17 protein-coding genes and 2 pseudogenes are annotated in these 17,999 nt (G+C 54.5%); 5 read left to right on the plus strand and 14 right to left on the minus strand.

Annotation, left to right across the window (positions count from 1 at the left end; translation table 11 throughout):
- Nucleotides 1–69: 69 nt before the first annotated feature.
- Genes GBC03_18395 through GBC03_18405 form a run of 3 tightly spaced genes read right to left on the minus strand, consistent with a single transcriptional unit; the run spans nt 70 to nt 2,587 of the window.
- Nucleotides 70–882, minus strand: coding sequence for a methionine ABC transporter substrate-binding protein (locus GBC03_18395; protein QFS72040.1), 813 nt, complete (start codon nt 880–882; stop codon nt 70–72).
- Between the two features lie 21 nt (nt 883–903).
- Nucleotides 904–1,572 (minus strand): ABC transporter permease subunit, encoded by a 669-nt coding sequence (locus tag GBC03_18400; GenBank protein ID QFS72041.1) that lies wholly within the window; start codon nt 1,570–1,572, stop codon nt 904–906.
- Nucleotides 1,565–2,587 (minus strand): ATP-binding cassette domain-containing protein, encoded by a 1,023-nt coding sequence (locus GBC03_18405; GenBank protein QFS72042.1) that lies wholly within the window; start codon nt 2,585–2,587, stop codon nt 1,565–1,567. The genes GBC03_18400 and GBC03_18405 overlap by 8 nt, the downstream gene beginning before the upstream one ends.
- 523 nt (nt 2,588–3,110) lie before the next feature.
- On the opposite strand from GBC03_18405, the gene pykF reads away from it, so the two are divergent.
- From pykF to GBC03_18420, 3 genes and pseudogenes are all read left to right on the plus strand, one after another.
- Entirely contained in the window at nt 3,111–4,523 is a 1,413-nt protein-coding gene (pykF, locus tag GBC03_18410; GenBank protein ID QFS72043.1) for a pyruvate kinase PykF, read from the plus strand.
- Nucleotides 4,524–4,832: 309 nt separating this feature from the next.
- Nucleotides 4,833–5,069 (plus strand): major outer membrane lipoprotein, encoded by a 237-nt coding sequence (locus GBC03_18415; protein QFS72044.1) that lies wholly within the window; start codon nt 4,833–4,835, stop codon nt 5,067–5,069.
- Nucleotides 5,002–5,186, plus strand: a pseudogene (locus GBC03_18420) (hypothetical protein). Before GBC03_18415 ends, GBC03_18420 begins: the two are co-directional and overlap by 68 nt.
- On the opposite strand, the gene GBC03_18425 reads toward GBC03_18420, so the two are convergent.
- The 7 genes from GBC03_18425 to sufA form a co-directional block, all read right to left on the minus strand.
- Nucleotides 5,138–6,133 (minus strand): L,D-transpeptidase family protein, encoded by a 996-nt coding sequence (locus tag GBC03_18425; GenBank protein QFS72045.1) that lies wholly within the window; start codon nt 6,131–6,133, stop codon nt 5,138–5,140. The pseudogene GBC03_18420 and the gene GBC03_18425 overlap by 49 nt on opposite strands.
- A gap of 98 nt (nt 6,134–6,231) precedes the next feature.
- Nucleotides 6,232–6,648, minus strand: coding sequence for a cysteine desulfuration protein SufE (gene sufE, locus GBC03_18430; protein QFS72046.1), 417 nt, complete (start codon nt 6,646–6,648; stop codon nt 6,232–6,234).
- A gap of 12 nt (nt 6,649–6,660) precedes the next feature.
- Nucleotides 6,661–7,881, minus strand: coding sequence for a cysteine desulfurase SufS (sufS, locus tag GBC03_18435; protein ID QFS72047.1), 1,221 nt, complete (start codon nt 7,879–7,881; stop codon nt 6,661–6,663).
- Nucleotides 7,878–9,149: a Fe-S cluster assembly protein SufD gene (gene sufD, locus GBC03_18440; protein QFS72048.1), complete on the minus strand. Its 1,272-nt coding sequence runs from the start codon at nt 9,147–9,149 to the stop codon at nt 7,878–7,880. Before sufD ends, sufS begins: the two co-directional genes overlap by 4 nt.
- Nucleotides 9,124–9,870 (minus strand): Fe-S cluster assembly ATPase SufC, encoded by a 747-nt coding sequence (gene sufC / locus GBC03_18445; protein QFS72049.1) that lies wholly within the window; start codon nt 9,868–9,870, stop codon nt 9,124–9,126. The genes sufD and sufC overlap by 26 nt, the downstream gene beginning before the upstream one ends.
- Before the next feature lie 9 nt (nt 9,871–9,879).
- Nucleotides 9,880–11,367 (minus strand): Fe-S cluster assembly protein SufB, encoded by a 1,488-nt coding sequence (gene sufB, locus GBC03_18450; protein ID QFS72050.1) that lies wholly within the window; start codon nt 11,365–11,367, stop codon nt 9,880–9,882.
- An 8-nt stretch (nt 11,368–11,375) separates the two neighbouring features.
- Complete coding sequence (gene sufA / locus GBC03_18455; GenBank protein ID QFS72051.1) at nt 11,376–11,744, minus strand: Fe-S cluster assembly scaffold SufA; 369 nt, start codon at nt 11,742–11,744, stop codon at nt 11,376–11,378.
- Here sufA and GBC03_18460 point away from each other — a divergent pair.
- A pseudogene (locus GBC03_18460) lies at nt 11,733–11,972 on the plus strand (hypothetical protein). The gene sufA and the pseudogene GBC03_18460 overlap by 12 nt on opposite strands.
- Nucleotides 11,973–12,217: 245 nt before the next feature.
- Here the strand turns inward: GBC03_18460 and GBC03_18465 are convergent.
- On the minus strand, nt 12,218–13,093 hold the full coding sequence (locus tag GBC03_18465; GenBank protein QFS72052.1) for a LysR family transcriptional regulator: 876 nt from the start codon (nt 13,091–13,093) through the stop codon (nt 12,218–12,220).
- Nucleotides 13,094–13,217: 124 nt separating this feature from the next.
- On the opposite strand from GBC03_18465, the gene GBC03_18470 reads away from it, so the two are divergent.
- Complete coding sequence (locus tag GBC03_18470; protein ID QFS72053.1) at nt 13,218–14,069, plus strand: MBL fold metallo-hydrolase; 852 nt, start codon at nt 13,218–13,220, stop codon at nt 14,067–14,069.
- Nucleotides 14,070–14,139: 70 nt separating this feature from the next.
- On the opposite strand, the gene GBC03_18475 is transcribed toward GBC03_18470, so the two are convergent.
- The 3 genes from GBC03_18475 to GBC03_18485 form a co-directional block, all read right to left on the minus strand.
- The gene (locus GBC03_18475) at nt 14,140–14,328 is read right to left on the minus strand and encodes a hypothetical protein (protein ID QFS72054.1); all 189 of its coding nucleotides are present in this window, start codon (nt 14,326–14,328) and stop codon (nt 14,140–14,142) included.
- 100 nt (nt 14,329–14,428) lie between these two features.
- On the minus strand, nt 14,429–14,839 hold the full coding sequence (gene menI / locus GBC03_18480) for a 1,4-dihydroxy-2-naphthoyl-CoA hydrolase (GenBank protein ID QFS72055.1): 411 nt from the start codon (nt 14,837–14,839) through the stop codon (nt 14,429–14,431).
- Nucleotides 14,836–17,892, minus strand: coding sequence for an FAD-binding protein (locus GBC03_18485; protein QFS72056.1), 3,057 nt, complete (start codon nt 17,890–17,892; stop codon nt 14,836–14,838). Before GBC03_18485 ends, menI begins: the two co-directional genes overlap by 4 nt.
- Nucleotides 17,893–17,999: the final 107 nt, after the last annotated feature.

The raw sequence follows: 17,999 nt of genomic DNA on the forward strand, positions 1-17,999 counted from the left end.
CGCGTTTTATCCGGCCTACAGGACGTCGTAGGCCGGGTCAGGCGAAGCCGCCACCCGGCAGAAAACGGATCAGTTATTCACCGGGATGACCGCGCCTTTGTATTTGGTGCGGATCCAGTCCTGAATCTCTTTTGAGTGCAGGACGTCAACCAGCGCGACAATATCCTTTTTCTTCTCATCGCCACGATGAACGGTAATGATGTTGGCATATGGGTTGTTCTCACCGCTTTCCACGGCGATCGGATCGTGTACCGGATCCAGACCGGCGTCGATGGCGTAGTTGGCGTTAATCACCACCGCATCACCTTCATCGTTGTTGTACATCTGCGGCAGCAGCGCGGCTTCAACGTTAGGCAGGAACTTCAGCTTCTTCGGGTTTTCCACGATGTCGCTGATACGCGCGCTGACTTTATCCACGCCCGGCTTCAGTTTAATCACGCCCTCTTTCTCGAAGATAGACAGGATGCGCCCTTCTTCCGACACCGCATCACGCATGATGATTTTGCCGCCTTCCGGCAGATCCTTCAGCGATTTGACCTTTTTCGAATAAATGCCGATAGGTTCAATGTGGATTGCCCCCGCACTGACGAAATCGTAGGTTTTATCCCCGGCATGATCTTTCAGCACGCTGTTCAGATAGGGAATATGCTGGAAGTAGTTGGCGTCAATTTCACGGCCCGCCAGCGCGGTGTTTGGCAGGATGTAGTCCTGGAACGGTTTAATCTCCAGATCGATCCCCTGTTTCGCCAGAATCGGTTTGGCCTGCTCAAGAATTTCGGCATGCGGCACGTTGGACGCGCCCACGGTCAGCGTGTCCGCCCAGGAGGCGAAGCTCAGGGCACTTAAGGTGGCTGCTGCGAGAAGTGTCAGTGATTTTTTCATAATAATGGTTTCCGTATTTTATTAGCGTTTATCTAACAGAGAAGTGATCACATCGCCGCAGAACTGGATAATGAAGACAATAACCAGAATGGTCACCGTCGCCACCAGCGTGACGTCGTTGTGGTTGCGCTGGAATCCTTCCAGATAAGCCAGATTCCCTAAACCACCTGCCCCGATCACCCCGGCCATCGCGCTGTAACTGACCAGCGCAATCAGCGTCACGGTGATACCGGACACCAGAGCGGGTGACGATTCAGGTAACAAAACCCGAAAAATTAAGGTGTTGAGACGAGCGCCCATAGAACGCGTCGCTTCAATGACGCCCTTATCCACTTCACGCAGGGCTATCTCAACCAGACGTGCATAGAATGGCGCAGCACCGACAATCAGCGCCGGTAATGCGGCGTTGGCGCCAAGAATGGTGCCGACCAGCGCTTTGGTAAACGGGATCAGCAGGACTATCAAAATGATGAACGGGATCGAGCGGAAAATGTTCACCACCAGAGAAATGCCGCTGTACAGCGCGCGGTTCTGGAACAGTCCACCGCGGGCGGTCAGGAACAGCGCCAGTCCGAGGATGATACCGAGCACAAAGGTGGCGACGCCGGAGAGCGCGGTCATATAGAGCGTCTCCTGGGTGGCCGCAAAAAGTTGATCCCATTTCAGATGGGGAAACAGTTCCTCAGCCATGTTGAATCACCTCACCGTCAATGCCGCTTTTTTGCAGGTCGTCCAGAATGTTATTGAGTTGCTCTTGTGAAGCCACCACGTGCAGCCACAGCTGACCGAACACGCCGTGCGCCGTCTGGGTCATTTTGCCGTGCAGGATATTTAATGGCAGGCCGTAGCGAAGCGTGAGTTCACCGACGATCGGCTGATGCGTATTGTGACCCGTAAACGTTAACTTAATCACCGTGCCGCCCAGTTCGCGCGCCAGCTGCAAATCAAATGCCTCTTCGTCGGCATACTGCCCCACCTGGCGGACAAACTGGCGGGTAATCGGCTGTTGCGGATGGGTGAAAACGCTCAACACGTCGCCTTCTTCCACTACCTGACCGTTTTCCATCACCGCCACGCGATCGCAGATTTTGCGCACCACATGCATTTCATGGGTGATCAGCACGATCGTCAGTTGGAAGCGACGATTAATGTCGAGCAGCAGTTCAAGAATTTGATCGGTCGTCTGGGGATCCAGCGCTGATGTGGCTTCGTCACACAGCAACACATCCGGGCTGTTCGCCAGCGCACGCGCAATCCCCACGCGCTGTTTTTGTCCGCCGCTCAACTGTGACGGATACGCATTTTCGCGCCCCGTCAGCCCCACCAGCTCAATCAGTTCCGCCACGCGCGCCTGAATTTTCGCCTTCGGCGCGCCAGCGATTTGCATGGAAAAGGCGATGTTTTCGCGCACGGTGCGCGACCACAGCAGATTGAAATGCTGAAATACCATACTGATTTTCAGGCGCGCCTGGCGCAGCGATTCGCCGCGGGCGGCGGAAATCTCGTGACCGTTGATGGTCACGCTGCCCGCCGTCGGCTTTTCCAGCCCGTTAAGCAGACGAATCAGGGTGCTTTTCCCGGCACCGCTGTAGCCAATGATCCCGTAAATCTGCCCCTGCTCCACGGTCAAATTGACGTTATCAACCGCGGTAATGGATAGCCGGCCTGGCGTAAACACTTTTGTAATATTTTTCAGGACAATCATGTCGTTTGGGTATCCGCTGCTGCTTATTGTTATCCTGCCAGCGCTTTCAGCTATTTAGCAGTATGGATGTCCAAACGAGTGTAATCAGGGTGATTTAGATTTGAAATGATTTAAAAGTCATTTGATATAACGCTAAGGAATAAGTCTGGTTGCGCAACAGTGCCTGGTTTTTGCGTTTGCGCAATTGGCAGACACGACTTGTTTAATAACAATTTGTTGTGTAACTGCCTGGATGTATTCTGAAACACTGTTTCCATTTTCCTTTTGCGTAAATTTCAGCGTATAATGCGTGACAATTGTCACTTGAATGGTTTCAGCACATTGACCTGTCATACTCAGAGACTACAAAACGTCCCTTTTTGTCGGGCTGAAATACGAGCACACATTCCTCTGCACGCTCTATCGATGTCACCTATCCTTAGTGCGAGGCATCACAACTTTCGTAATACAGGTTTAACTTCCAGGCAGGGCGTCCCGGAAGTCGGCTTTCCATATCCTTCTCAACTTAAAGACTAAGACTGTCATGAAAAAGACGAAAATTGTTTGCACCATCGGTCCGAAAACCGAATCTGAAGAGATGTTAACCAAAATGCTGGACGCGGGCATGAACGTCATGCGTCTGAACTTCTCTCACGGTGATTATGCAGAACACGGTCAGCGTATCCAGAACCTGCGCAACGTGATGAGTAAAACCGGCAAAAAAGCCGCAATCCTGCTCGACACCAAAGGTCCGGAAATCCGTACCATTAAACTGGAAGGCGGCAACGACGTTTCCCTGAAAGCAGGTCAAACTTTTACGTTCACCACGGACAAATCCGTCGTTGGTAACAACGAAATCGTGGCGGTCACCTACGAAGGTTTCACCTCCGATCTGTCTGTTGGTAACACCGTACTGGTCGACGATGGTCTGATCGGTATGGAAGTCACCGCGATCGAAGGCAACAAAGTGATCTGTAAAGTGCTGAACAATGGCGACCTCGGCGAAAACAAAGGCGTTAACCTGCCTGGCGTCTCTATCGCCCTGCCGGCGCTGGCTGAAAAAGACAAACAGGATCTGATTTTTGGTTGCGAACAAGGCGTTGACTTTGTTGCGGCGTCCTTTATCCGTAAGCGCTCTGACGTAGTTGAAATCCGTGAGCATCTGAAAGCGCACGGCGGCGAGAAGATCCAGATCATCTCCAAAATTGAAAACCAGGAAGGCCTGAACAACTTCGACGAAATCCTCGAAGCGTCTGACGGTATCATGGTCGCGCGTGGCGACCTTGGCGTTGAAATCCCGGTTGAAGAAGTTATCTTCGCGCAGAAGATGATGATCGAAAAATGTATCCGCGCGCGTAAAGTCGTTATCACGGCTACGCAGATGCTGGATTCAATGATCAAAAACCCGCGTCCGACTCGTGCTGAAGCAGGCGACGTGGCGAACGCCATCCTCGATGGCACCGATGCGGTTATGCTGTCTGGCGAATCCGCAAAAGGCAAATACCCGCTGGAAGCCGTCACCATTATGGCGACCATCTGTGAACGCACCGACCGCGTGATGACCAGCCGTCTGGACTTCAACAACGACAGCCGCAAACTGCGCATCACCGAAGCCGTCTGCCGCGGTGCAGTGGAAACGGCTGAAAAACTGGAAGCGCCGCTGATCGTCGTTGCTACTCAGGGCGGTAAATCTGCTCGCGCAGTCCGTAAATACTTCCCGGACGCGACTATTCTCGCACTGACCACCAACGAAGTGACTGCTCGTCAGCTGGTACTGTGCAAAGGCGTTGTGCCTCATCTGGTGAAAGAAATCGCCTCTACCGATGATTTCTACCGTCTGGGTAAAGACGTTGCTCAACAGAGCGGTCTGGCGCAGAAAGGCGACGTTGTGGTGATGGTTTCCGGTGCTCTGGTACCGAGCGGCACCACTAACACGGCATCTGTTCACGTACTGTAATAATTCCCGTGTGAATTAATTCGATTAAAAAAGCGCCCTCGTGGCGCTTTTTTTATTTTTCCAATAGCTACTATTAATAAAAAAGCAAATCGGATTGAGCTATCTAATTACAGATTATCTAAGACGAATCCGATGGAAGCCGCCTGTTTTCACTCAGTTTTTTAGCCGTTTTTGCACATTTCGATGCTTCTTTGAGCGAACGATCAAAAATAAGCGCCTTCTCATCAAAAAAATATTCTCAACATAAAAAACTTTGTGTAATACTTGTAACGCTACATGGAGATTAACTCAATCTAGAGGGTATTAATAATGAATCGTACTAAACTGGTACTGGGCGCGGTAATCCTGGGTTCTACTCTGCTGGCTGGTTGCTCCAGCAACGCTAAAATCGATCAGCTGTCTTCTGACGTTCAGACTCTGAACGCTAAAGTTGACCAGCTGAGCAACGACGTGAACGCAATGCGTTCCGACGTTCAGGCTGCTAAAGACGACGCAGCTCGCGCTAACCAGCGTCTGGACAACCAGGCTACTAAATACCGTAAGTAATAGTACCTGTGTAATAGAAATGGCGCACATTGTGCGCCATTTTTTTTGCCTCTCGTTTTAGCTTCCCACTACTGCGTCTGCATCTCTTCCTGTACTGAACCGTTCTGCGCTGACTGAACAGCCGGTGTTGCCACAACGGCTGGCGTTTGCCCGGCGGACACGGCCACCGGATATCCCGCCCGGCGATACAGCGCTTTCTCTACCAGACCGTCATCCACCTCTTTCGTCGCCTTAAACTGGCTGAACCCAGCTGGCAGCACATACGGCATCGTCTGCACGTTTTGCTCTTCTTCCGGCGACAGCGGTCGATGAACCTCAACGTAGCGCAGGCCGTTCGGCTCTACGGAATATTTCACCGGCTCGTTAATCACTTTCACCGGCGTTCCCGGTCTGACCTGAGTGAACAGCGCTTTGATGTCCGGGGCGTTCATCCGGATACACCCTGAACTGACGCGCAGACCGACGCTGTCAGGCTGGCTGGTGCCATGAATGAGATACTCGCCATTACCGTGCGCCAGACGCAGTGCAAAGAGCCCCAGCGGGTTATTGGGTCCAGCGGGGACCACCGGCGGTAACGTAACGCCACGCTCCAGAGAGCGCTTACGAATGCCTGCTGTCGGCGTCCAGGTGGGATTTGGGATTTTCTGCCCAACGCGGGTTTCCATCACCGGCGTTTCCAGTCCCTGCAAGCCGATACCGATCGGATACACCTGGACGATATTTTCTCCAGGCGGATAGTAATACAGCCGCAGCTCAGCCAGATTGACAATAATACCTTCACGCGGCGCATCGGGCAGCAGAAGCTGTGACGGGATCGTGACCAGCGTGCCCGGCTTTGGCACAGGAGCAATGGTATTATTCGCCTCCAGAATGAGCATGGCGGCAGTATCAAAACGACGGGCAATCGCCTGAAGGTTTTTATCGCCTTCCTGCACCGTGTACGTTTGATTCTGCCCAACAAGACGACTGCCTGCTGGCGGTAAGGGATAATCTACCGCCCAGGCGGCCGGTAAGGCGCTGTAAGCGCCGATAAGCATTAGAGTAATAAGAGACGCGCGTTTCATACCCAACCTCCTGTATTCACTGGCATGGCCAGAATGCTGATAATCCTGTAAGACAGCCTGGCTGCCTTACCTAACAGGATGAAAGCTGTCTATTGAGTTTAGCTAAGAGTTGCTGCTTTGGTACGGATCGCGCGAATCATCGCTTCCAGACCCTGTGAACGAGACGGGGTGAGATGCTGCGCGAGCGCCATTTGTTCAAACCACGGTCGCACATCAAAATTCACGATATCCTGAGCCGTCATCTGGTGATACAGAATGAAGACGACCGCAATCAGTCCTTTCACAATGGCAGCATCACTGTCGCCCTGCAGTTCAATAACGCCTTGCGCATTCTGGCGCATCACTATCCAGACCTGACTCTGACATCCCTGAATCGTATTTTCAGGGCAGCGATCCGCGGCGGATATCTCCGGCAGTCGCTGTCCCAGTTCAATGATGTACAGATACTTCTCTTCCCAATTAGCGCAACGCTGAAAATTACGCAACAATTTTTCTTTATCCGGCAGCGCGGCCATAGTGCCTCCCTGTTATCCCAGTAAGCGATGAATACGTTGCAACCCCGTCACCAGGCGATCCACTTCTTCATGGGTGTTATACATTGCCAGCGACGCCCGACACATGGCCGGCACCTGATAAAATGCCATCAGCGGCATTGCGCAGTGGTGTCCGGTCCGCACGGCGATCCCGTAATTATCGAGAAAGCTGCCGACGTCATAAGCGTGATGTTTCCCGAGATTAAAGGCAATCACGCCAAGCCGGTCAGTCGGACCATACAGCGTGAGATCCGGCACCGTCGTCAGTTGCTCCAGCGCATAGTGCATCAGGTTCTGTTCGTACTCGCCAATCGCCTCCAGCCCCAGCGCTGAAACATATTCCAGCGCCGCACCAAAACCGATAATTCCGCCGGTATTCGGCGTCCCCGCTTCGAAGCGCCACGGCGCTTTCGTCCAGGTGGTGCCCTGCGTCAGGCTGACAGTGGCGATCATCGACCCTCCCCCTTCCCACGGCGGCATCTGTTGCAACAACGCCTCTTTGACGTAGAGCACGCCAATACCGGTCGGACCATACAGCTTGTGGCCCGAGAAGACGTAAAAATCGCAGTCCAGCGCCTGAACGTCTACCGGGTGGTGCATCACCGCCTGCGCACCGTCCACCAGCACCTTCGCGCCATGCTGATGCGCCAGCGCGGTCATTTCGGCGATCGGGTTTTCAGTGCCCAGCACGTTTGAGACGTGAGTGATCGCCAGCAGTCGGGTTTTCTCATCAAACAGGGTGGGCAGGACTTCCTGTTGCAATGTGCCGTCGGCGTTCAGCGGGATCACCCGCAGCTCGGCCCCCACGCGCGCGCACAGCATCTGCCACGGCACAATGTTGGCATGGTGCTCCATCTCACTGATGATGATGTTATCGCCCGCATGCACGTTCTCTGGTCCCCAACTGTTGGCGACCAGGTTAATGCCCTCCGTCGTACCACGCACAAACACCAGTTCTTCCGCCGAGCGCGCGTTAATAAACAGCGATGCCAGCTTACGCACGTTTTCCATTTTTTCGGTCGCCTGGGCGCTGAGGGTGTGGATCCCCCGATGCACCGCCGCATAGCCGTGACGATAAAACTCGGCTTCTGCGTCAATCACCTGCGCCGGTTTTTGTGCGCTGGCGGCGCTGTCAAGATACGCCAGCGGCAGGCCGTTCACTTCACGCGTGAGGATGGGGAAATCCGCACGCACCTTGTCGATGGGAAATGTCATGCTACGCCTCCCGGCAGACGCTGACCGATCCGCGCCAGCACCTGGTGTTTCAGTACCTCGTCGCTCAACGCTTCCGTCAGTTCTGCGGCAAAGGCATAAAGGATCATCTGCTGCGCATCCCGCTGAGCTATCCCGCGCGAACGCAGGTAGAACATCTGCTCATCGTCAATGCGCCCTATCGTCGCTCCGTGGCTGCACTTCACGTCATCGGCGTAAATCTCCAGTTGTGGTTTGGTATCCACCTCCGCGAGCTTTCCGAGCAGCAGGTTGTTGTTCGTCATCTGCCCGTCCGTTTTGATCGCGTGTTGGGCAACGTTAATCAGCCCGTTAAACACCGCACGGCCCTTATCGCTGACGATCGTTTTATGCAGTTGTCGGCTGTTGCAGTAGCCTTTGTTGTGCTCAAGCCAGGTGCGGGTATCGCAGACCTCATTTTTCACCGGCATCGCCAGGCTGTTGATCCTGAGCGTCGTGTTCTCTCCGTTCAGTTGAGTACTGGTGTTATGACGCAGCACCGCATCGCCAAGCAGAAAACTGTGGCTGTGGGCCGAGGCATCCGCCGCCAGCAAAATATCGTTATGGGCGAAGTGATGGCTGAGCGGATTTTCAAACACCAGCTTGATGTGACGCAAGTGCGCGTTTGCCGCCACGTTCATGGTCAGGCGCGCGCCGGTGAAATGTCGGGCATCGTTCAGACTGACGTAATGTTCGATGATCGTCGCCTCCGCGCCTTCCGCCAGCTCAAGGTGATGGCGATAGTGCGCCGTGTTTACTTCCTCAGCGGATACGCCCTGGGTGATGTGCATCAGCACCAGCGGTTTTACCGGGCGCTGATTACGCTTAACGCGGATATGCGTTACGCCGCGCGCCAGGCCTTCAGTAAGATGCAAAAACACCTCTGGCTGTACCGCAGCCGGCAGGGTCTGGCGTTCATCGTTGATCGCCACCTCAAAGCCGCTGTTTTCCCAGTTGTCGCTAAGCGCCGGGCTGAACTGACCGTCAACAAACACCAGCCGCAGCGCCTCAACGTTGAGCGCTAACGCGTCGCGCTGCGCCGGGGTAACATCGGCGTTACGACTGACAAACAGACTGTTGGTGAGGCCTTCCAGCGGCGTATATTTCCAGTTCTCATGCTTGCGCGTCGGCAGCCCCAGGCGCAGAACCTGCTGGAGATGCTGTTGCGCCTGCTGTGAGCGCGTCTCGCCCTGCGCTTCAAACAGATGATGCCATTGTTGCAGCGCATTACTGCTGTTCGGTAAGCCAGCCATATCCCTGCTCCTCCAGTTGTTTGACCAGCGTGAAATCGCCAGACTTCACAATCCGCCCCTGATACAGGACGTGGACAAAATCAGGTTTGATATAGTCAAGAATACGCTGATAGTGGGTGACAATAATGAACGAGCGCTTACCGTCACGCAGTGAGTTGACGCCATCGGCAACCACTTTCAAGGCATCAATATCCAGCCCGGAATCCGACTCATCGAGAATACACAGTTCCGGCTCCAGCACCGCCATTTGCAGAATGTCATTACGCTTCTTCTCGCCACCGGAAAAACCGACGTTCACCGAGCGGGTTAGCAGATCTTCCGGCATCTTCAACAGCGCGATTTTCTCTTCCATCAGATCCTGAAAATCGAAGCGATCCAGCGATTCCTGTCCGCGATAAGTACGCACCGCATTGAGCGCCGTTTGTAGGAAAAACTGATTGCTGACGCCAGGGATTTCCACCGGATACTGGAAGGCCATAAAGATGCCTTCACCCGCTCTCTCTTCCGGCGCCAGGTCGAGCAGGTCTTTCCCTTTAAACATCACCGACCCGCCGGTGACTTCATAATCTTCACGCCCTGCCAGCGTCGCAGAGAGCGTACTTTTCCCGGAGCCGTTCGGTCCCATAATGGCATGCACTTCCCCTGGACGAACCTCAAGGCTCAACCCACGCAGGATCGCTTTCTCTTCCACACTGACCTGTAAATCTTTAATCGTTAACATGTTGCTTCCTTAACCGACGCTGTGTTCAAGGCTAATGGCTAATAATTTTTGCGCTTCAACGGCGAACTCCAGCGGCAACTCAGAGAACACGTCCTTACAGAAGCCGTTGACGATCATCGAGATCGCATCCTCTTCGCTGATGCCGCGCTGCAGGCAGTAGAACAGCTGATCTTCACCAATCCGCGAGGTGGTTGCTTCATGCTCCAGCTGCGCGCTGTTGTTCCGGCATTCGACATACGGGAAGGTATGCGCCCCGCAGTCGGCGCCAATCAGCATTGAGTCGCACTGGGTGAAGTTACGGGCATTGGTGGCCGTCGGCATAATTTTGACCAGACCACGATAGCTGTTCTGGCTGTGTCCGGCAGAGATCCCCTTTGAGATAATGGTCGACCGGGTGTTCTTGCCAATGTGGATCATCTTGGTGCCGGTATCCGCCTGCTGATGTCCGCTGGTCAGCGCCACCGAATAAAATTCGCCGATGGAGTTGTCGCCACGCAGAATGCAGCTTGGGTATTTCCAGGTAATTGCCGATCCGGTCTCTGACTGGGTCCACGACATTTTGCTGTTCTCACCCTCGCACAGCGCACGTTTGGTGACGAAGTTCAGAATACCGCCGGTGTTGTTATCGCCGGGGAACCAGTTCTGAACGGTGGAGTATTTCACCTCGGCGTCTTTGTGGATGATCACTTCCACTACCGCCGCGTGAAGCTGATAGCTGTCGCGCACCGGTGCTGAACAGCCTTCGATATAGCTCACATAGCTGCCTTCATCCGCTACCAGGATCGTGCGCTCAAACTGCCCGGTCTTCTCGGCGTTAATGCGAAAGTAGGTGGAAAGCTCCATCGGACAGCGCACGCCTTTCGGCACATAAATAAAGGTGCCATCAGAAGCGACCGCCGCATTTAGCGCGGCGAAGAAGTTATCGTTGCCGGGTACGACGGTGCCAAGATACTGTTTCACCAGTTCGGGATGATCGTGAATCGCTTCGCCGAACGAGCAGAATATGATCCCCTGCTCCGCCAGTTTTTCACGATAGGTGGTGGCAACAGAGACAGAGTCAAAGATGGCGTCAACTGCCACCTCACGGCCTTCGCGCACCGGTACACCGAGCTGTTCAAAGGCAGCCTCCACCTCTTTACTGAGGAAAGCATTCGCCCCGGTTTGCTGTACCGCTCCCGGTTCCGACACGCAGGTCTCATCACAATTCCCGCACGAGGGCGCGGAATAGTAGCTGTAGTCCTGATAATTCAGCTTCTCATAGTGCGCCTTTAACCAGTGCGGCTCCTGCATGTCGACCCAGGCCCTGTACGCATTGAGGCGAAACTCCAGCATCCACTCAGGTTCATTACGTTTGGCCGAAATGGCGCGTACCACCTCTTCGTTGATCCCTTTCGCCAGCTCATCCGTTTGCAGTTGGGTAAAGAAACCCTCCTTGTAATTCAGAGGGCCGCCGGTCCAGGTTTTGACATCGTCAGTTGCTTCAGTATTACGAGACATAGTACCGCCTATACCCCAAAGCTTTCGCCACAGCCGCATTCGTTCTGGGCCTTCGGGTTATGAAATTTGAATAACTGGTTTAATCCTTCGCGGACGTAATCCACTTCCGTGCCGTCGATGAATGGCATCGCCTGCAGCGGGACGTAGAGCTTCGCACCCTCAACCTCGAACAGCAGATCGTCTTTCTCCGGCTCGCTGACGGTATCCAGCACATAGCCAAAACCGGCGCATCCCGTCTGCTTAACGCCCAGGCGCACGCCCAGCATGCCAGGCTGCTTTGCGACCAGTTCGCGAATATGCGCTGCTGCCGCAGGGGTGAGCGTCAATCCGCGCCAGGCGAAATCGTCCGGATTAAATGTTCCTGAATGCAATTCCATAGGGTTACCTCGCATAATGAGCCATCAGGCTATAACACCATGTTAGTGATAACGATTCTCACTTCAACCCCTCAACAGCAGGGGCATTCTGGCGTTTCACCCTTTTTGACCACTTTTATTAAGCATAGACCCTGCCGCGCGGGTTAAGAGGAATGGATGAATTTGTTCAATGCATTGATTGATAATGACTTTAACGTTCATCATCGACCTGGCAGGTCAAAACAGTAAAGATGTATAGAAAATGACTATTTCAGGGATAGGAATAACATGAGGAGGGTGAAAGCACAGAAAAACAAAACCCTTAAGGTTGTCAGTAACAGCCTTAAGGGTTCCGGCCCCATCCGGCGCTTATCTCCGGCACTCACGATGGCTTAGCTCTTGAAGGGGCGATAAGAATAGTCTCATATTGCCGAAGGTCATTTTTAACACAAATTGCTATCCCGCACTTTTTTGTGGCGGATCAATTCCATGCGTTACGACATCGTTGCCTGGATTGCCTCCAGAAACAGCCGAAGCCCAACGGGCTGATGCTCACGGGAAAGATACAGACCGTACACGGCAAGGCGTCGGGGTTGCAGCATCGGCAGCAGGCGTACCAGTTGCCCCTGCGCGAGTCCTTCACGCGCTTCCTTTTCCGGCACCAGCGCGATCCCCATGCCTGCCAGCGCAGATTCGCACAGCAGAGACGAGATCCCGGCGCTCAGATTTCCCTTTATCGCCACCGAGGCCGCCTCGCCCCGTTCGTCGAGAAAATGCCACGATTTCCCGGCAAACCCACTGTAATACAGGCAGTTATGCTGAGCGAGATCCTCCAGCGTCTGCGGGATGCCGTGCTGGCGCAAATACGCCTCTGACGCACACAGAACCGATTCGCAGTCGCCGAGTCGGCGGGCAATCGTACCTGGCTCGGGGTTATCGGTAATACGAATCGCGACATCAATGCGTTCACCGACCAGACTGACCGGCTGATTGTTTATCTCAACTTCAATGCGCAATTCTGGATACCGTGCTAAAAAACCTGGCAGCACCGGCGCGAGAATGTGCATTGCCGTAAAGTGCGCACACGCGACGCGCAGCGTTCCGGTGGGAATCTCTGTCGCCGACGCCGCACCAATCGCCTGCGACAGCTGCGCCAGCGTTCGCGTCTTCACCAATGCCTCTTCTCCGGCTGGCGTAATCGTCAGCCTGCGCGATGAACGATGAATCAACCGCGCGCCTGCCCATTTCTCCATCTCATCAAGATAACGGCTCACCATCGGTCGGGAGAGTCCCAGTGCCCGCGCCGCCGCACTCAGGCTGCCTAAATCGCAGATATGATTGAATACCGTCGCCGCCATGACTCTGTCCATTGCTACCCCATCCGATCGTTTTATGAAACTCAGCATGTCCTGATACAGGAATTCTAACAGATCCAAATTTCCTTAAAATACAGGCCACACCCAGAACAATTTCATCTGCATAAGGTTATCCCTCATGAAAAGTAAACTGCTGACCCTGTTGTTGCCTGCTGTCGCCTCTCCACTGTTTGCCGCACCGCTGCAACTTGACGTCTATAACCCACAGGAAAACGCCATCTTCCCTGTTTCCTCAACGCTGGTATCCGGCCCGACGGAAGCGATATTGTTTGATGCGCAGTTCAGCACTAAAGACGGGGCAAAACTGGTGGAGATGATTAAATCCCGTGGCAAAACGCTGAAAGCCATCGTGATTACCTCCGGCGATCCAGATTTCTATTTTGGCCTGGAGCCGATTGTGAAGGCTTTTCCTGACGCGAAGGTACTGGCGACACCATCGGTCGTTGAGCATATTCGTGCCACCAAAGAGGCTAAGCTGCAGTATTGGGGACCACAGATGAAGGATGGCGCGCCAACGGCGCCGATCGTTCCGCAGACCACCGCTGAAACGCGTTTTAGCGTAGATGGTGAAACGCTGGAATTGCGTCATCCTAATGATTACGCGGCGTATGTCTGGGTACCGGCTAACCGGGCGATCCTCGGCGGCACGGGCGTGGCGGCAGGCATTCATGTCTGGACGGCTGACACCCAGACACCGGAGCAACGCGCATCATGGCGTAATATCCTGACTGAAATGCACAGCCTGCAACCAAAGCAGGTCATTCCCGGTCATTACCTTGGTCAACGCCCAGCAGGCGATGGCGCTATCCGCTTCACGCAGGATTACCTGCAATCGTTTGAACAGGCGCTGGCATCGAAACAAGGTTCGGCCTGGGTCATTAAGACGATGAACGCCGCGTGGCCAGGACTGGCAGATGAAAGCTCGCTGGAATTGAGCGCGAAAGTGAATTCGGGCGAGATGACGTGGTAGCACCGCTGCGTAAGGACCAAAAAAAACCCGACTCAGGTGTCGGGTTCTCTTTACGCTGACAATCACAGAATCAATGAACGCCAAGGCGCCAGGCAAAATAGATCTCTTCTTTTAACTCGGTGGAAGAGAGCGTCAGTAAATCGGTAAATTCGAGCTCAAGTTGTTTTAGTTTTTTAAGGTATTGGGCTGGAGAGAGCTCTGTTTTATCACGACGTAAAAACTCAATTGCCAGTTGGGCCGGGTCTAGTTGGCTAGTCATATCATCCTCGCTTATGGTCAAAACCTGCACAGTATATCACCTTTTGCTGCGCAGATTATGACCAAAAGCAATAGTGATCACACTTTTTCCGGTGACAACGTCACACAACGGCCGTTGTCAACCGCGAGGTACAGCACAGTCGCTGCTGCTCATCGTAGATGTCAATCTGCCAGACCTGATGTCGGGAGCCGGTATGAATTGCCTTACAAACTCCCTTTACGCGCCCTTCCCGCGCGGAGCGAACGTGATTAGCATTGACCTCCAGCCCCACCACTTTTTGCTCGCCCTGAGTACACAGGTAACCCGCAACCGAACCGATGCTTTCAGCGAGCACAACAGAGGCTCCGCCGTGTAGCAGGCCAAACGGCTGCTTCGTGCGCCCGTCAACGGGCATTGACGCTTCAAGCGTATCGTCGCCGATATGCTCAAAGCGAATATCCAGCAGGCCAACCATATTGCCTTCCCCCATCGCATTGAGGGCGTCGAGGGTCACTTCACGTTTCCAGATCATCCAATAATCTCCAGTAATGCCTGCACAGGATGGCGCACGCCAGTGCCTTCGACGCGTTTCACCTGGCTGCGGCAGGAATATCCCGTCGCGAGGCAACGACTACGCGGCAGTCGCTCCATCGCCTGGTGCCACGACAACTCGTAGATACCCAGCGAACTCGCATGGTTCTTTGCCTCATGACCGTAAGTACCGGCCATACCGCAACACCCCACGCTGACATTTTCCAGCTTCGCGCCAAAGCGGGCAAAAATTGACGCCCATTGCGCCGGCGCGCCGGGCAGCGCGGTCACTTCGGTACAGTGGCCGAAGAAATACCAGGATTCACCGCTAACGTCACGCGGTTCGTGCGAGGCCAGCGCCGTTGCCAGCCACTCATTAGCGAGTTGGACATGGAAATCGCCGCGCTGTTCGCCTAGCGCCAACTTGTACTCATCGCGATAACAGAGCACCAGCGCCGGATCGACGCCGACCATCGGCATGCCCAGTGTCGCCACGCGGTTCAAAAAATCAGAGGTCTTTTTGGCGGTCTTCGCAAAACGCGTCAGGAATCCTTTGATGTGCTGTGCTTTACCGTTTGGCGAGAACGGCAGAAGAACCGGCTGCATCCCCAGTTTTTCGACCAGACGGACGAAATCCGCCACGACCTGCGCGTCGTAATAGCTGGTAAACGGATCCTGCACCACCAGCACCGTATTGGCTTTCTGCGCATCCGTGAGCGCTTCGAGCTGTTCCAGCGTCATGTTCGCCGAGCGATGACCAACCATCTGCTGTTGCAATGACGGCGTCGACAGCAGCGGCAGATCGACCATGCCAATATGTTTTGCCGACAGCTTGCGCACCAGCGGCTGATTAATAAAGAAGTTGAAGGTCTTCGGCGCCCGCGCCATCAGCGGCGCATAGGTTTCGACCGTCGCCACCAGATGGTCACGCAGCGGGCGCAGGTAGCGGGTATGGTAAAGCTGCAGGAAGCGCGAGCGGAATTCCGGGACGTCGATTTTGATCGGACACTGCGTCGAACAGGCCTTACAGGCCAGACAGCCGGACATCGCCTCCTTCACTTCATGCGAGAAGTCATACTCGCCCTTACTGGCATGCCAGGTGTTACGGGTGCGCGAAATCAGAGACCGCAGACTGGGCCGTTTGCTCGCCAGCGCGTTTTCCAGTCGTACCGGATCAACACCGCGATCCGCCAGCAGACGCAGCCATTCACGCACCAGCGTCGCGCGCCCTTTTGGCGAATGGATGCGATTGAGGCTGATTTTCATCGACGGGCACATCGGGCTCTTCGCATCAAAGTTAAAGCACAGACCGTTACCATTACATTCCAGCGCGCCTCGCCAGGTCTGGCGCACGGCCAGCGGGATTTGTCGGTCCCAGGTGCCGCGTTTGACCGCATCGACTTTCATCATCGGCGCGTCGATACCTTCCGGCGGACAAATTTTCCCCGGATTCAGCCGGTTTTGCGGATCGAACGCCGCTTTGACCTTCCGCAGTTCCGCGAAGAGTTCATCGCCGAAAAACGCCGGGCTGTATTCGGCGCGAAAACCTTTGCCGTGTTCACCCCACAGCAGACCGCCATATTTCGCCGTCAGCGCCACCACCTCATCGGAGATTTGCTTCATCAGCACTTCCTGCTGCGGGTCGCACATATCCAGCGCCGGCCGCACATGCAGCACCCCGGCGTCGACGTGGCCGAACATACCGTAGCTCAGGCCGTGGCCATCAAGCAGTGCGCGAAATTCTGCGATGTAGTCGGCAAGATGTTCCGGCGGTACGCAGGTGTCCTCGGCAAACGGGATTGGTTTTGCCGCGCCTTTCGCATTTCCCAGCAACCCCACCGCTTTTTTACGCATTGCGTAGATACGCTCAACGCCCGCCAGTTCAGTACATAACTGCCAGCCAATCACCCCCGCCTCTTCACGCGCAATCAGCTCATCCAGGCGCTCGCACAGGGACGCAACCTGTCCGTCGATAACGGCTTCATCATCACCGGCAAATTCGACGATGTTCAGGCCGAGCATCTCTTTGTCCGGGACGTCGGTAATCAGTTCGCTCACCGAATGCCAGATGATGTCTTCACGCGCCAGATTCAACACTTTTGAGTCAACCGTCTCCACCGACAGCGCGCGCGCGTCCACCATGAACGGCGCATTCCGCAGTGCGGAGTCAAAAGAGTCGTATTTCACGTTCACCAGTCGGCGCACTTTCGGCAGTGGCGTAATGTCCAGCCGCGCTTCCGTAATGAACGCCAGCGTCCCTTCCGAACCGGTGAGGATCCGGGTTAGATCGAATTCACTCATGTCATCGTTAAAGACATGGCGCAAGTCGTAACCCGTCAGGAAGCGGTTCAGTTTGGGGAATTTATCAATGATCAACTGACGCTTTTCGCGGCAGCGCTCAAACACGGTGCGATAAATACGGCCAATGGCGGTGTTGCTCTGACCAAGCGTCTGTGCCAGTTCAACCGGCAGCGGCTGCGTATCGAGAATATCGCCACCCAGCAGTACTGCCCGCACGCCCAGCACGTGATCGGACGTCTTCCCGTAGACCAGCGACCCCTGCCCGGAGGCGTCGGTATTAATCATCCCCCCCAGTGTCGCCCGGTTACTGGTGGACAGTTCCGGGGCAAAAAAATAGCCATACGGTTTGAGATACTGATTCAGTTGATCCTTGATCACCCCGGCTTCCACCCGCACCCAGCCCTCTTCCGGGTTGATCTCAATGATGCGGCTCATATAGCGGGACATATCGACGATGATGCCCTGGTTCAGCGCCTGTCCGTTAGTCCCCGTACCGCCGCCGCGCGGGGTAAAAATCAGCGAGATAAAGCGTGGTTGCGCCGCCAGACGGGCAATCAGCGCCACATCGGCCGTTGAACGGGGGAAAACCACGGCATCGGGGAGAAGTTGATAGATACTGTTATCTGTCGACATCGTCAGACGATCGGCATAACTGGTTGCCGTATCACCGGTAAATTCTTGTTGCTCCAGCTCTTGCAAAAAATTAAGCACCAACTGAACGACGCCGGGTGCCTGAGAAATTTGTGGAATCATTATCGTGACCCTTTCCTGCGGTCTGTGTGTTGTGGGAGTTAATCGTTTGCTTATTGTTGTATCACATTTTTTTCTAATACACCCAACAGAAATACTGGCAGAATCCG

Source organism: Citrobacter telavivensis, assembly GCA_009363175.1.
In the GTDB taxonomy this organism is placed as follows: Bacteria; Pseudomonadota; Gammaproteobacteria; order Enterobacterales; family Enterobacteriaceae; genus Citrobacter_A; species Citrobacter_A telavivensis.